Annotated in this window: 13 protein-coding genes and 1 pseudogene; 3 read left to right on the top strand and 11 right to left on the bottom strand. The window is 68.2% G+C overall.

The window, feature by feature from the left end; translation table 11 throughout:
- The first annotated feature begins 36 nt into the window (after positions 1-36).
- Genes SHTP_RS21635 through SHTP_RS21625 form a run of 3 tightly spaced genes read left to right on the top strand, consistent with a single transcriptional unit; the run spans position 37 to position 3,199 of the window.
- Positions 37-1,854 carry a DUF7159 family protein gene (locus SHTP_RS21635; RefSeq protein WP_096371739.1) on the top strand — a complete coding sequence of 606 codons (1,818 nt, stop codon included), beginning with the start codon at positions 37-39 and terminating at the stop codon, positions 1,852-1,854.
- A gap of 29 nt (positions 1,855-1,883) precedes the next feature.
- On the top strand, positions 1,884-2,540 hold the full coding sequence (locus SHTP_RS21630; RefSeq protein ID WP_036451420.1) for a glycosyltransferase family 2 protein: 657 nt from the start codon (positions 1,884-1,886) through the stop codon (positions 2,538-2,540).
- Complete coding sequence (locus SHTP_RS21625; RefSeq protein WP_041298794.1) at positions 2,537-3,199, top strand: TIGR04282 family arsenosugar biosynthesis glycosyltransferase; 663 nt, start codon at positions 2,537-2,539, stop codon at positions 3,197-3,199. The genes SHTP_RS21630 and SHTP_RS21625 overlap by 4 nt, the downstream gene beginning before the upstream one ends.
- A 31-nt stretch (positions 3,200-3,230) precedes the next feature.
- Here SHTP_RS21625 and SHTP_RS21620 read toward each other — a convergent pair whose 3' ends face one another.
- The 11 genes and pseudogenes from SHTP_RS21620 to fadD8 all read right to left on the bottom strand — a co-directional run bounded on the left by SHTP_RS21620 (position 3,231) and on the right by fadD8 (position 13,075).
- The gene (locus SHTP_RS21620; protein ID WP_096371738.1) at positions 3,231-4,586 is read right to left on the bottom strand and encodes a hypothetical protein; all 1,356 of its coding nucleotides are present in this window, start codon (positions 4,584-4,586) and stop codon (positions 3,231-3,233) included.
- Between the two features lie 11 nt (positions 4,587-4,597).
- Positions 4,598-5,683 (bottom strand): o-succinylbenzoate--CoA ligase, encoded by a 1,086-nt coding sequence (gene menE / locus SHTP_RS21615; protein WP_231991533.1) that lies wholly within the window; start codon positions 5,681-5,683, stop codon positions 4,598-4,600.
- 68 nt (positions 5,684-5,751) lie between these two features.
- Complete coding sequence (locus SHTP_RS21610; RefSeq protein ID WP_011738932.1) at positions 5,752-6,048, bottom strand: DUF3349 domain-containing protein; 297 nt, start codon at positions 6,046-6,048, stop codon at positions 5,752-5,754.
- A gap of 59 nt (positions 6,049-6,107) precedes the next feature.
- Positions 6,108-6,392 carry a hypothetical protein gene (locus SHTP_RS21605; RefSeq protein WP_096371737.1) on the bottom strand — a complete coding sequence of 95 codons (285 nt, stop codon included), beginning with the start codon at positions 6,390-6,392 and terminating at the stop codon, positions 6,108-6,110.
- Positions 6,389-7,666: pseudogene (locus tag SHTP_RS21600) on the bottom strand (inorganic phosphate transporter). The gene SHTP_RS21605 and the pseudogene SHTP_RS21600 overlap by 4 nt, the downstream one beginning before the upstream one ends.
- A gap of 97 nt (positions 7,667-7,763) precedes the next feature.
- Positions 7,764-8,171: a VOC family protein gene (locus SHTP_RS21595; RefSeq protein ID WP_012392818.1), complete on the bottom strand. Its 408-nt coding sequence runs from the start codon at positions 8,169-8,171 to the stop codon at positions 7,764-7,766.
- A 13-nt stretch (positions 8,172-8,184) separates the two neighbouring features.
- The gene (locus SHTP_RS21590) at positions 8,185-8,814 is read right to left on the bottom strand and encodes a maleylpyruvate isomerase family mycothiol-dependent enzyme (protein WP_011738935.1); all 630 of its coding nucleotides are present in this window, start codon (positions 8,812-8,814) and stop codon (positions 8,185-8,187) included.
- A gap of 18 nt (positions 8,815-8,832) precedes the next feature.
- Positions 8,833-9,720 (bottom strand): SDR family oxidoreductase, encoded by an 888-nt coding sequence (locus SHTP_RS21585; protein WP_011738936.1) that lies wholly within the window; start codon positions 9,718-9,720, stop codon positions 8,833-8,835.
- A 43-nt stretch (positions 9,721-9,763) separates the two neighbouring features.
- Positions 9,764-10,666: a 1,4-dihydroxy-2-naphthoyl-CoA synthase gene (locus SHTP_RS21580; RefSeq protein WP_096371736.1), complete on the bottom strand. Its 903-nt coding sequence runs from the start codon at positions 10,664-10,666 to the stop codon at positions 9,764-9,766.
- Complete coding sequence (locus tag SHTP_RS21575; RefSeq protein ID WP_012392820.1) at positions 10,663-11,364, bottom strand: hypothetical protein; 702 nt, start codon at positions 11,362-11,364, stop codon at positions 10,663-10,665. The genes SHTP_RS21580 and SHTP_RS21575 overlap by 4 nt, the downstream gene beginning before the upstream one ends.
- Positions 11,365-11,473: 109 nt before the next feature.
- Complete coding sequence (gene fadD8 / locus SHTP_RS21570; RefSeq protein WP_096371735.1) at positions 11,474-13,075, bottom strand: fatty-acid--CoA ligase FadD8; 1,602 nt, start codon at positions 13,073-13,075, stop codon at positions 11,474-11,476.
- Positions 13,076-13,121 lie beyond the last annotated feature (46 nt).

The following is a 13,121-nucleotide window of genomic DNA, read 5'->3' as shown; positions in this document are numbered from 1 at the left end:
CTGGTTGCGGGGTGGCCAGCCGAAGGAGAACCGCAAATGGACGTCGTGTTGGGGGTTGCGATCGCAGGTCCGATCGCACGCTTGGCGCTCGTCGGGGCGGCCGCCGAAGGCAGTGCCGTGATCGACCAATCCTCGGTAGATCTGGCCGAAGGCCCTGTCGCGGTGCTGACCGAAACCATAGTCGGCACGAACCAGTTGCTGGCCGACGAGGGACACCACCTGGTCGCCACTCGGTTGTGCTGGTCGGATCAGGACAGGGCTGAGGACCTGCGCCGGGCGCTCGACGGTTCCGGCGTCCTCGATGTCGCCGTGCTGTCGGAGTCCGAGGCCGTCACCGCGCTGCTCGGCCCGGCGCACGCCGGCTCCGCCGTGTTGCTGGTCGGCGAGGAGACCGCCAGCCTGTCGGTGCTGGGGGGAGGGGACGCGCCGCCGACGATGCTGGCCGCCGCGCCGGTTGAAGGCGACGCGACGTCCACTTTCGACACGCTGATGACCCACCTCGATGACCAGGGCGGTGCGCCCGGTGAGGTGCTGCTGGTGGGCTCTCCGGAGCACACCACGGTGATTGCCGACCAGTTTCGTGACGCCTCGACCATGCGTGTGGAGGTTCCCGAGGACCCGACGTTCGCGCTAGCCCGCGGCGCGGCGATGGCTGCCGCCGGGGCAGGTTCGACGATGGCTCAGCAGGTCTTGGGCGGCGATGCCGGCGAAGCAACCACCTATCTGCCCCCGGAGCTGGCCGCGACGGCGTCGGGCCAGGACGAGGACGAACAGCTGGCCTATTCGCAAGCCGGCGAGAACGAGTTGCTGCCGGTCACGGGCGCGGATGAGTACGGCGACTATGGCCCCGACGATGACGAATTTGCCGATGACTACGAAGACGAAGCGCCGGCGGGTACGCGGCTCAGTTCACGGTCTTTGCTGATCAGCAACGCTGTGGTGGCGTTCGCTGTGATCGGGTTCGCGTCGCTGGCGGTTGCGGTGGCGGTCGCGATTCGGCCGACCGCGGCGTCAGAGCCGGTCGAGGGGCATCAAAACGCGCAGCCGGGCAAGTTCATGCCGCTGTTGCCGACTCAACAGCAGGCGCCGGTCCCGCCGCCACCGCCAGACGCGCCCACCGCCGGGTTCCAGGGCGGCACGATTCCGACCGTGCAGGGCGTAGTTCCCAGGCAGGCGACACCGACGGTGCCGGGGCCGGTTGCGCCGGCCCCGGCCGCGGCCCCGGGTGTGGTGCCCGCTCCGATCCCGCTGCCGATCCCGATCATCATTCCGCCCTGGCCGAATTGGTCGCCGGGGATGCCTACCCCGTCGACCGTGACGGTGACTCCGACCACGCCGACTACCACCGCGCCGTCGACTCTGACCCCGACCACGCCGACCACCACGGTGCCGTCGACGGTGATCACCCCGACGACGACCGCGCCGATCACGCCGACAACGGTCGCCCCGACGACGGTTAACCCGACGACCGTCGCCCCGACGACCGTCGCCCCGACGACGCAGCAGACCGTGGTCCCGCAGCCGACCCAGGAGACGGTCGCCCCGCTGCCGACGCAGCAGACCGTCGCCCCGCAGCCGACCATCGCGCCGCAGCCCACGCAGCAGGCTCCCGAGCCGCCGTCCGGGGGCAGCAGTGGTGGCTCCTCCGGTGGGGGCTCGTCGTCTGGTGGTGGCTCGTCCTCTGGTGGGGGTTCGTCGTCTGGTGGTGGCTCGTCGTCTGGTGGTGGCTCGTCCTCTGGTGGTGGCTCGTCCTCTGGTGGGGGTTCGTCGTCTGGTGGTGGCTCGTCCTCCGGTAGGGGCTCGTCCTCCGGTGGTAGTTCCTCGGGCGGGCACTCCTCAGGTGGGGGCTCCTAGCGGCGCTGATCAACCCCTAAGGTCGGGGCATGCCAGGCGAAACGGTGACAGTGGTCTTGCCCTGCCTCAACGAGGCAGAGTCGCTACCCGGGGTGCTGGCCGCCATCCCGGGTTCCTACCGAGCGTTGGTGGTCGACAACAACAGCACCGACGACACCGCCGCGGTGGCTGCCCGGCATGGCGCGGAGGTGGTCGCCGAGTCGCAGCCGGGCTACGGCGCGGCGGTGCACGCGGGCGTGGTGGCGGCGAAGACCCCGATTGTGGCGGTGATCGACGCGGACGGCTCGATGGATCCCGCCGACCTTCCCCGGTTGGTCGCCGAACTCGACCGGGGCGCGGACCTGGTGACCGGTCGCCGGCGTCCGATACCCGGCCTGCACTGGCCGTGGGTCGCCCGCATCGGCACGGTGGTGATGAGCTGGCGGCTGCGTACCCGCCACGGGCTGCCGGTACATGACATCGCGCCGATGCGGGTGGCGCGCCGGGATGCCCTGCTCGCCCTGGGGGTGGTCGACCGGCGGTCCGGCTATCCGTTGGAACTGCTGGTGCGCGCCGCGGCGGCGGGCTGGCGCGTGGCGGAGTTCGACGTCTCCTACGGTCCCCGTACCGGCGGGAAGTCCAAGGTCAGCGGTTCGTTGCGGGGCAGCATGATCGCGATCCTGGACTTCTGGAAGGTCATCTCGTGAGCCACGTACCGGTGACCCTGCTGGTGGTCGCCAAGGCTCCGGAGCCCGGCCTCGCAAAGACCCGCCTCGCCGCGACTGTCGGTGATCAGACCGCCGCCGACATCGCCGCGGCCGCGCTGCTGGACACGCTGGATGCGGTGGCCGCCACGCCAGCGGCCAGCCGCGTGGTGGCGCTCACCGGCGATTTGGCGAATGCGGCCCGCGGCGCCGAGATTCGCCGACGGCTCGAATCGTTCACCGTGATCGGCCAGCGCGGTGACGACTTCGCCGACCGCCTCGCCAATGCGCACGCCGATGCGGCCGACGGATACCCGGTGCTGCAGGTAGGCATGGACACCCCACAGATCAGTGCCGCCCTGCTCGCCGAGTGCGCGCGCCGGCTGCTCGAGACTTCGGCGGTCCTCGGGTTTGCCGTCGACGGTGGTTGGTGGGTGCTGGGGGTGCACACCCCGGCCGCGGCCGAATGCTTGCGCGGTGTGCCCATGTCCCAGCCCAACACCGGTGAGCTCACGTTGAAGGCCCTGCGTGAGGGCGGCATTGACGTGGCTACCGTGCAGCCACTGGCTGACGTCGACGTCGTTGCCGACGTCGCGGTGGTGCGTGGCGCCTGCGGTCCGGACAGCCGTTTCGCACGCGTCACCCGCCTGGCCGGAATCTGAGCTCGCCCACGAATCGATCGGCGAGCGACCCCTACCAGTTGGTGAAGATGATGCTGTTCACCGCCAACGCCCCGGCCGCGTTGACCGCCAGCCACAGCCGATCGGACCGGGGCCTGAGCAACGCCGGGGCGGTGGTCAGCCAAACGGTGAACGGCAGCCAGATTCGCTCGGTCTCGGCCTTGCTGAGCATGCTCAAATCGGCAACGAGGATGGCGGCCACCATGCCCAGCAGCAGCAGCAGGTGCAAACCGGAGCGGCGGCGGATCGCGGCGGCATCGACCACCCGGCTGATCCCGGCGACGCTGCCCAATCCGATGGCGCAGACCACGCACGCGAGATTGGCCCAGGACCAATACTGAAACGGCCGGTCATGGGCGATGCCCTGCCAGTAGCGCTGCTGCACCAGCGTGTACCCGTCGAACCACCAGAACCCCGCGACGGCGAAGGCCAGCGCCACCCCCAACGCCGCCAACACGGCCGGCCACAACGCCTTCAGGGCGGTGCGCCAGTGGTTCGCGGACGCCAGCACCGCCAAGGCGGGCAGTCCCATCAGCGCCAGGCCATAGCTGAGGAAGATGGCCCAGCCCAGCACCAGACCCGCTCCGGCGGCCCACAGCGCCCTGAACCGGGATCCGCCGTGCACCGCAATGGCCAGCAGCGTGATACCCCACGCCGTGACCCCGGCGAAGTATCCGTCGGCCGAGACCGCGATCCAGATCGCCGTCGGCGCGATCGCCACAAACGGTGCGGCCCGGCGCGCGACGTGCTTGCCGGCCAATGCGCCCACGGCGATCACCATCGCCGCCGCCGCGCTGGAGCCGACCAGCAGGCACAGAAATCCGGCCCAGGCGCCGCCGCCCAGACCGATCCGATCCAGCCAGACGAACGTCAATAGCGCGCCCGGCGGATGTCCGGAAACATGGGTGGTCCAGGAGTTCGGCTGGTAGTCAACAATCCGGCTGGCGAACGTGCGCAGCATGACGGGGATGTCGGTGACGCCGCCGACCTCCGAGAGGTACTCGTCCTTGGTGGTCAGCCGGCCGGCGAAACCGCGCTCAAACCCGTCGATCATGGCCAGCGAAAAAGCCCATCCGCACGCGGTCGCCCAGGTGGCCAGCGGTAGCACCCGCCAGGAGAGCTTTCGTGCCACCCGCGGACCCCAAACCAGGACGGCCAGCGCCAGGAGGATCGCGGCAATGGTGCCCCAACTGGCGTGGATGTCCCAGTAACCGAAGATCGGTGCCGCGCCGGCTCGCGACGCGAAGCGCTCCAGGCCGATGTCACGGCGTGGTTTGACGCCCAAGTCCAACCGCGGCAGCACGAACGCGGCGGCAACCAGGACGACACCCACGGTGACGGCTGCTGTTTCCCGGCGGGCGATCCTCACGATCGCTCAGCCTATTGGTCGGTTGCGGCGGCGAATCGACGCACCAACGCCCGCCGATCGATCTTGCCGATGCCGCGCCGCGGCAGCTCGTCGACGACGTGCAGTTCTCGGGGTGCGGCGGTGATGGCCAGCGTGCCGGCGACGTGTGCCCGAAGTTGATCCAGCGTTGGGGTGGGGCAGTGGGCGCGGACCACGATCGCCGCGGCGACCCGCTGACCCAGCCGGTCATCGTCGAGTCCGAACACCGCGCAGTCGCTCACAGCGGCGTGGGTGGCCAGCGCGGATTCCACCAGCTGCGGCAGCACGGTGAGCCCGCCCGTGCTGATCGCGTCGTCGGCGCGGCCCAGCACGCTGAGCACGCCCGAATCATCGAGCGCCCCGAGGTCGTCGGTACGAAACCAGCCGGGCTCGGCGAACGGGTCGGGTTGTACCGGGTTGCGGTACCCCTTGGCCAGCGTTGCGCCGCCGATCATGATGCGGCCGTCCGCGGCCACGCGCAGTTGCACGCCGTCGAGGGCAACACCGTCGTACACGCAGCCTCCGCAGGTTTCGCTCATCCCGTAGGTGCGAACGATCCGGATGCCGGCGGCGGCAGCGGCGTCGAGCACCGGACGCGGAGCCGGTCCACCCCCGATCAGCACCGCGTCCAGTTCGGCCAGGGCGGCGGTGGCGGCGGGGTCGCCCAGCACCTTGGCCAGCTGAGCGGCGACCAGCGAGGTGTATCGCCGGCCGGAACCCAACTTGTCGACAGCGCGGGGCAGTTCGGTGATGTCGAACCCGGCGGACACATCGAGTTCGACCGGGACGGTACCGGCGAGCGCGCTGCGCACCAGGACCTGCAGGCCGGCGATGTGAATCGCGGGCACGGCCAGTAGCCAGTTGCCGGCTCCGCCGAGGCGGTGATGGGTCGCCGACGCGCTGGCGATCAACGCGGCCGCGGTCAGGAGCGCCCCCTTGGGCGCCCCGGTGGTTCCCGACGTCGTGACGACCAGCGCCACATCGTCATCGATCTGGTCGCCGACCCGCAACGCGCTCACCACCGTGGGGTCAGGTCTTGACCCCACCGCGACCGTTGCCGGAGCCCGGCCGGCAAGAATCCGCTCCAGGGCGGGCAACAGCACCGGGACCGCGCTGCCGTCGGGGACGGTCAGCGCCCGCAGGACGGTTATGCGCGGTCCTCGCGGGCGTCGTCCAATGGCCAGCCCGTGGCGGCCAGCCGGGCCCGAACTCGCTCGATGTCCTCCGGAGACGGCAAATCGTCGGTGATCTGGGTGATCGCCACCCCGATGTCGATCTGGTCGAACTCACCGCGTCGCATCAGTTCGGTGGCGACGGTTGTGACGTCCTCGTTGGACAGCCGCCGGCAAAGTAGTGCAAGTAACGCAAAGGAGTCGGTCGGTGGAACTCCGTCGGGATAGCCCGCACGCAGCCACGACACGATCGAGGTAAGAAATCGATTCACGCCGCCAGAACTTCCCGTTGAGTCAGTGGACAAACACTGTGTCAAGGCCCCCCTTGACGTTACTTGGTTTTCGCCCCCAGGATGTGCCAACCGATGTGATGTGCGATGAAGTCGCGGGCGATATAGAGCACACCGATGACCACCACAGCCAGGATGATCGCAAAGATCATCCAACCGAGAGCGGTCAGCACGGTACGCTGCAGCGGGGCATGTGTGCCGGTGATCTGGCCGCTGTCGGCCTGCAGCCGTACACCGACTGCAAACAGTGCGGGTAGCCCGGCCCCGGCCAGCACGCTGAAAATCAGGATCTTGCTGGTGGCCTCGTAGTTGAACCAGTGATTCATGAGGGGTTACCAGCCGTGAGCGCGTCGTAACTGCCATATCTCGGCGTGTGACCGTTGGAGTGAGGACTCGGCGGTGGTGGCGGCGGCGGCGGTCGCTGCCGATCCGACGGCGATGGCGCGGTCGGTCCCGGCGCCCCGTCCAGCCCGGCAGTGAGGCTGCCTTCCCACTCCGCGTTCACGTTGGTGTGGTCGACCCGCGCCTTGCGCGAGCGGAGCCAGATGGTGGCGGCGACCAGACACAGCAGGGCGAAACCGATGATGGCGCCGGGGTACCCGCCGATCATGTGGACCAGCCAGTAGGTGATCGCTCCGACCAGGCCGGCCAGCGGAAGCGTGATCACCCACGCTGCCACCATCCGGGTGGCCACGCCCCAGCGGACCTCGGCGCCGGGCTTGCCGACGCCACTGCCCAGCACCGACCCGGTGGCGACCTGGGTGGTCGACAGCGCGTAGCCGAAGTGCGCCGACAACAGGATGGCCGCCGCCGATGACGCCTCGGCGGCCATGCCCTGGGGCGGCTTGATTTCGACCAGGCCCTTGCCCAGCGTCCGGATGATGCGCCAGCCACCGAGGTAGGTGCCGCCCGCCATCGCCAAGGCGCAGGACACAATCACTCACAACGGAGGCATGGTGGCAGAGGTGCTGACCGCGCCGTAGGGCATCAGGGCCAGGAAAATCACGCCCATCGTCTTCTGCGCGTCGTTGGTGCCGTGCGCCAGGGAGACCAGGGACGCGGAGCCGATCTGACCGCGAGGGAACCCGCGCTCGGTGTCCTTCTCCGAGACGGTCGCGGTGATCCGGTAAACCAGCCAGGTGCCGATCGCCCCGACCAGGGTGGCCAGCAGCGCGGCCACCACCGCGGGCACGATGACCTTGGACACCACCCCGCTCCAGATGACGCCGCGGCCGCCGACGGCGGCGATCGTCGCTCCGACGATGCCCCCGATCAACGCGTGCGACGAGCTCGAGGGGATGCCCAGCAGCCAGGTCAGCAGGTTCCACACGATGCCACCGACCAGGCCGGCGAATACCAACTCCAAGGTCACCAGGTTTGCATCGATCAGACCTTTGGCGATGGTCGCCGCGACAGCGGTGGACAAAAAGGCGCCTAGCAGGTTCAACGCGGCCGAAAGTATGACGGCTGTTCTGGGCGCCAGGGCGCCGCTGGCGATGGAGGTCGCCATGGCGTTGCCGGTGTCGTGAAAGCCGTTGGTGAAGTCGAATGCCAACGCCGTGATAACGACGATGATCAAGAGGAACAAATCGATGTTCACAGTGCCTGATTCTGCGGGTCGGGGTAATCCATTGTCGAACGGGGAAATGTGTGAAACCCAGGTGGGCTGCGACTCGTCGCCAGATGTTACCTAGCAGTTAACCTTGCGTTCGTTGTCGTTCACTTCGGGTGTCCCTGCGCAACGGGTGGTCGCCGGGTACCTCCACAAAAATCAGCGTGATTCCATCCGGATCTGTGACGTGCATCTCACGCAGACCCCATGGCTCGCGACGCGCCTCACGGGCGATCGGCACCTGGCGGCTCTCCAACTCGGCCTGGGTTGCCGCGATGTCACGCACCTGCAGCCACAACGCACCGGGAAATGGTCCCAGACCGTGCTCCGGCTCGCCGTACCCGGCCAGCTCGAGCAGCGACTGCCCGGCGAAAAAGACTGTTCCGGAGGGGTATTCGCGTGCGATCGCCAGACCGATCTGATCGCGGTAGAAGGTTAGTGAGGCCTGATAATCCACCGGCCGGAGCAGCATCCGGCTGGCCAGAATCTCCATGCTGTCGTGTCTATCACGTTCCGGAGCACCTGCTGCGCAGGAGTTGGGCTCCCGGGCCGGTGAGATCGACGCAGCCCGCGGCCCGCCCGGTCATGGCGAGCAGCAGCGACAACAGTGGTCCCTCGACGCGCTCGCCCTGGCCGTGTCGCCAATCGTCATCGGTGGCGCATAGCTGGAGTCCTGAAATTCGCTTCTTGGCGCCGCTGAGCAGGTTGGAGCCCCGGTAGAAGTCGATGGTCTGGCGAAGCGCCCCCGGCGAGTAGGTATGCGGGATGCCCAGCGGCTGCCGGATGTCGGCGCCATGCAACACGATCTCGCCCAGCCACGACACCTTGGGGCCCGGTGGCGCCGACGTCGCGTGCTGCAGGCCGCGGAATTCGTCGAGGGTGGCGGCCGGATCGGGGCCGAGGTGCTTGGCCAGTTGTCCGTTGGTGAACCTGTCGAAGCTGAATCCGGCGGCTGCCATCCCGAGAAAGAACCGGGCCGGATTCAGCGATGCGGTCGCGCAGAGGTGCGCCACCACGTCGCGCACCCTCCACCCGGCGCACAGCGACGAGGTTTCCCATCGATCTGCCGGCAGCGTGGCCAGGTCGTCGGCGAGTGCGCCGCGCTCGGCCGCGATCGTGGTCCAGATGTCAGCCATGGCGAACTCCCGAGTCAGTCAGCGATCGTTGAGCTGGTCGTCACGCTGTTGCATAAGTGTATTGACCCACCGGGGGCCCAGGGTGTTCAGCGCCTTGGCCATCAGGGCGATCCTGGGCGCGATCCTCACCGGACGGGTGCGCGCGGCGGTGATCATCCACTCCGCGGCCTCCTGTGGGGTCAGTGCGGGCATCCCGGAGTAGGCCTTGGTCGGCGCGATCATCGGTGTGGCCACCAGCGGGTAGTAGAGCGTGGTGGAATGGACGCCCCCGCGGCCCCACTCCGTTTCGATCGTCCGGCTGACCGCCGACAGTGCGGCCTTGGACGCGTTGTATACCGAGAACAGCGGCGAGGCCTCCGACAGCACGCCCCAGGTCGTGACGTTGATGATGTGCCCGTCGCCGCGTTCGAGCATCCCCGGTGCCAGCCCGCGGATCAGCCGCAGCGGGCCGTAATAGTTGAGCACCATGGTCCGCTCCACGTCGTGCCAGCGCTGCAGCGATTCGGCCAGCGGCCGGCGGATGGAGCGGCCGGCGTTGTTGATCAGGATGTCGACCCCGCCTAGACGGTTTTCGACGTCGGCGACCAATGCGTCGACGGCGTCGAGGTCGGAGATGTCGCAGGGCGCCGACATCGCCACCCCACCCGAGGTGGTGATGCGGTCGGCCACCGCGTCCAGCAAGTCCTTGCGGCGGGCGACGGCGATCACGGTGGCGCCCTGGCGGGCGAACTGCTCGGCGGCGGCTTCGCCGATACCCGAGGAGGCGCCGGTGATCATGACGCGCTTGCCGTCGAGGGCAACCGGTTTGATCGGTGGCCGGTTGACCAGCAGTTGTGGTGCGATCGGCGGCCGCATGCCGGCCAGCGTGATCTGCTCGGTCAACCGGCGCAACGGGCTCTTGCTCACGGGTGGGGAGTCTAGGACGAAGACCTATGCGCCGCGGCGGGCACTAGAAATACCGTGGAAAGCCGTTCCAATCCGGTGCGCGCTTTTCCAGGAAGGCGTCGCGGCCCTCCACGGCCTCGTCGGTCATGTATGCCAGCCGGGTGGCCTCCCCGGCGAACAGCTGCTGACCCACCAGCCCGTCATCGAGCAGGTTGAACGCGTACTTGAGCATTCGTTGCGCCTGCGGCGACTTCGCGTTGATGTCCGCCGCCCATTGCAGCCCCACCCGCTCCAGCTCGGCATGGTCGACGACCTCGTTCACCGCGCCCATGTGATGCATCTGCTCCGCCGTGTACGGCCGGCCCAGAAAGAAGATCTCCCGGGCGAATTTCTGGCCGACCTGGCGGGCCAGATACGCGCTGCCGTAGCCGCCGTCGAAGCTGCCCACGTCGGCGTCGGTCTGCTTGAAACGGGCATGCTGGCGGCTGGCCAGGGTGAGGTCGCAGACCACGTGCAGGCTGTGCCCGCCGCCGGCCGCCCAGCCGTTGACCAGACAGATAACGACCTTGGGCATGAACCTGATCAGCCGTTGCACCTCGAGGATGTGCAGCCGGCCCGCCCGCGCGATGTCAACGGTGTCTGCGGTGTCTCCGCTTGCGTACTGATAGCCACTGCGTCCCCGGATGCGTTGGTCCCCACCGGAGCAGAAGGCCCAGCCACCGTCTTTGGGGGACGGCCCGTTGCCGGTCAACAGCACCACGCCGACGTCGGGAGACATTCGCGCGTGGTCCAGCACGCGATATAGCTCGTCGACGGTGTGCGGCCGGAACGCGTTGCGCACTTCGGGACGATTGAACGCCACCCGGACGGTGGCGTCTTGGACGTGGCGGTGATAGGTGATGTCGGTCAGCTCGTCGAAACCGTTGACGAGTCTCCACACGCCAGCATCAAAGGGGTTGTCGCTCAAGGCTCTTGCACTCCATCCTGGTCAATCGTGAGGTTGCCGCAGCTGATCGTCTGTGCCGATGTGACTATCGAGTCTCTAGCGGAGTCGGCCGTCAGCGTGTCCGAGGGTCCGATGGTGGCCAGCGTCCCGTCCAGATCGACCTCGGTGCGCCGCACCGTCCACCGCCCGGTGTTGTCCGGGTCCGGCAGTGCCTGCAGTCCGACCAGCCGGCGACCGTCGCCCATGTTGCTGCAGCCGACACCGGTGCCGTGGCCGCGCAGATTCTGCAGATCGAAAAGGAAGGGGTGGCCCCGGCTGTCGACGGCGGCTTGTAGCCGGCAGGCGGCGTACACATACAGGTGCGCGGCCCGGCCGTCGCTGACGATCACCTGGTGACTGCCGTTTTCCTGCGCATCGATGGCCAACGCGCGCAGGGGGATCGGGCTGGCCGAGGCGATGTGGACATCGGTGCTGGCACCGCCGGCGGTGGTGATGCCAACGATTCGGATGGTGTCTCCGGTTCCGCTTTGAAAATCCCCGACCCACAACGTATCCGGCCGACCGTCGCCGTCCAGGTCACCGACCCGCCGTTCGTTCACGTCGGCCGGGGCGGGGGTGCCGCCCGGCGGGCATCCCGGTGCGGCCACCGCCCGCGGTGCGGACAACCCGATCGGGCTGGCCGCCAGCAGCATCGCCGCCAGCAGTAACGCGCGACCCATCGGCCTACACCGGCACCGTCAGTGCCACGGCGTCGACCACCACGGCGGCTTGATTCGCTCGCTCATGCAAGCCACAGTAGCCAGGCCCGAATCGGTCCGAGCCGGCCATTCAGCCCACAGCGCGGCCGGCGCCCTCCCAGAACCGTGCCCGGACGGCCTTCTTGTCCGGCTTGCCCAGCCCGGTCAATGGCAACGAGTCGACGACCACCACCTGCTTGGGCGATTGCACCGAGCCCTTGCGCTGCTTGACCGCGGCCTGGATCTCGGCGGTCATGGTCTCGATCGCGGCGTCATCGCGGGCCGCGTCGGCACGCAACACCACCACCGCGGTGACGGCCTCGCCCCACTTCTCATCCGGTGCCCCGACCACGCAGACCTGCGCGACCGCCGAGTGCTCGGCCACGACGTCCTCGACCTCACGGGGAAACACATTGAAGCCGCCGGTGACGATCATGTCCTTGACCCGGTCGACGATGAAATAGAAGCCGTCCTCGTCTTCGCGGGCCATGTCGCCGGTGTGCAGCCAGCCGTCTCGGAAAGTCTGCGCGGTGTCGTCCGGTTTGTTCCAGTAATCGCCGGCCAGTAGCGGCCCGCTGACACAGATCTCACCCGGCTCACCCTGCGGTACCGGCTTGCCGTCCTCACCCAGCAATGCCACCCGGGCGAACAGCGTCGGGCGTCCACAGGAGGTCAGCCGCTTCTCGTCGTGATCGGCCTTGGGCAGGTAGGTGATCACCATTGGCGCCTCGGATTGCCCGTAGTACTGCGCAAAGATGGGGCCGAACCGGTCGATCGCCTCGGCCAGCCGCACCGGGTTGATGGCCGAAGCGCCATAGTAGACGGTCTCCAGCGAGGACAGATCGCGGGTGTGTGAATCCGGGTGGTCCATCAACGCGTACAGCATCGACGGCACCAGCATGGTTGCGGTGATGCGCTGTTCTTCGATGACCCTCAACACTTCACCCGGGTCGAACTTGGCCAGCACGATCATCTCGCCGCCCTTGACCAGGGTGGGGGTGAAAAAAGCGGCCCCGGCATGCGACAGAGGTGTGCACATCAGGAACCGCGGGTGCTCGGGCCATTCCCATTCGGCGAGCTGGATCGAGGTCATGGCGGTGATGTTGCCGGCAGTGCCAATTACTCCCTTGGGCTTGCCGGTGGTGCCGCCGGTGTAGGTCAGGCCGCCGATGTGGTTCGGCGGCAGGTCGGCGACGACCAGCGGCTTCGGCTGGTATTTGGCCGCTTCCGCGGACAGGTCGACCGCTCGGTCCTCGAGGGCTTCGGGTACCGGTCCGATGGTCAGGACCTGCTCGAGCGAGTCCACCTTTTCCAGCAGTCCCAGCGCCCGCTCGACGAACATCGGGTTGGGGTCGATGATCAGCGCGCTGGCCCCCGCGTCGGAGAGCACGTAGGCGTGATCGTCGAGCGAACCCAGCGGATGCAGCGCGGTACGGCGATAGCCGCGAGCCTGGCTGGCGCCGAGGATCATCAGCACCTCGGGGCGGTTGAGTGACAACAGGCCGACGGTGACCCCGGTGCCGGCGCCCAGTGCCTCGAACGCCTGGATGTACTGGCTGATCCGCTCGGCCAGCTGTCCACCGGTGAGCGTGGTGTCGCCCAGGAACAGCACCGGCCGGTTCTTGTGTCGCTTGAGCGCGCCCACCAGCAGGTGGCCGTTGTGAGTTGGATTGCGCAACAGATCGTCACTCATATGGCCAGACTAGAACGTGTTGCAATTCTGCTCAGCTGCGCCCTCG

The sequence above is a fragment of the Mycobacterium ulcerans subsp. shinshuense genome, assembly GCF_002355775.1.
GTDB classification, from domain to species: Bacteria; Actinomycetota; Actinomycetes; order Mycobacteriales; family Mycobacteriaceae; genus Mycobacterium; species Mycobacterium marinum.
The sequence above is the reverse complement of the archived record's forward strand: the minus strand, read 5'-3'. Positions and strand labels throughout refer to the sequence as shown.

Coding starts and splice junctions, on each gene's coding strand:
- SHTP_RS21635 (WP_096371739.1), top strand. CDS start 37: ATGGACGTCGTGTTGGGGGTTGCGATCGCAGGTCCGATCGCACGCTTG.
- SHTP_RS21630 (WP_036451420.1), top strand. CDS start 1,884: ATGCCAGGCGAAACGGTGACAGTGGTCTTGCCCTGCCTCAACGAGGCA.
- SHTP_RS21605 (WP_096371737.1), bottom strand. CDS start 6,392: ATGAATCACTGGTTCAACTACGAGGCCACCAGCAAGATCCTGATTTTC.
- SHTP_RS21595 (WP_012392818.1), bottom strand. CDS start 8,171: ATGGAGATTCTGGCCAGCCGGATGCTGCTCCGGCCGGTGGATTATCAG.
- SHTP_RS21590 (WP_011738935.1), bottom strand. CDS start 8,814: ATGGCTGACATCTGGACCACGATCGCGGCCGAGCGCGGCGCACTCGCC.
- SHTP_RS21575 (WP_012392820.1), bottom strand. CDS start 11,364: ATGGGTCGCGCGTTACTGCTGGCGGCGATGCTGCTGGCGGCCAGCCCG.
- fadD8 (WP_096371735.1), bottom strand. CDS start 13,075: ATGAGTGACGATCTGTTGCGCAATCCAACTCACAACGGCCACCTGCTG.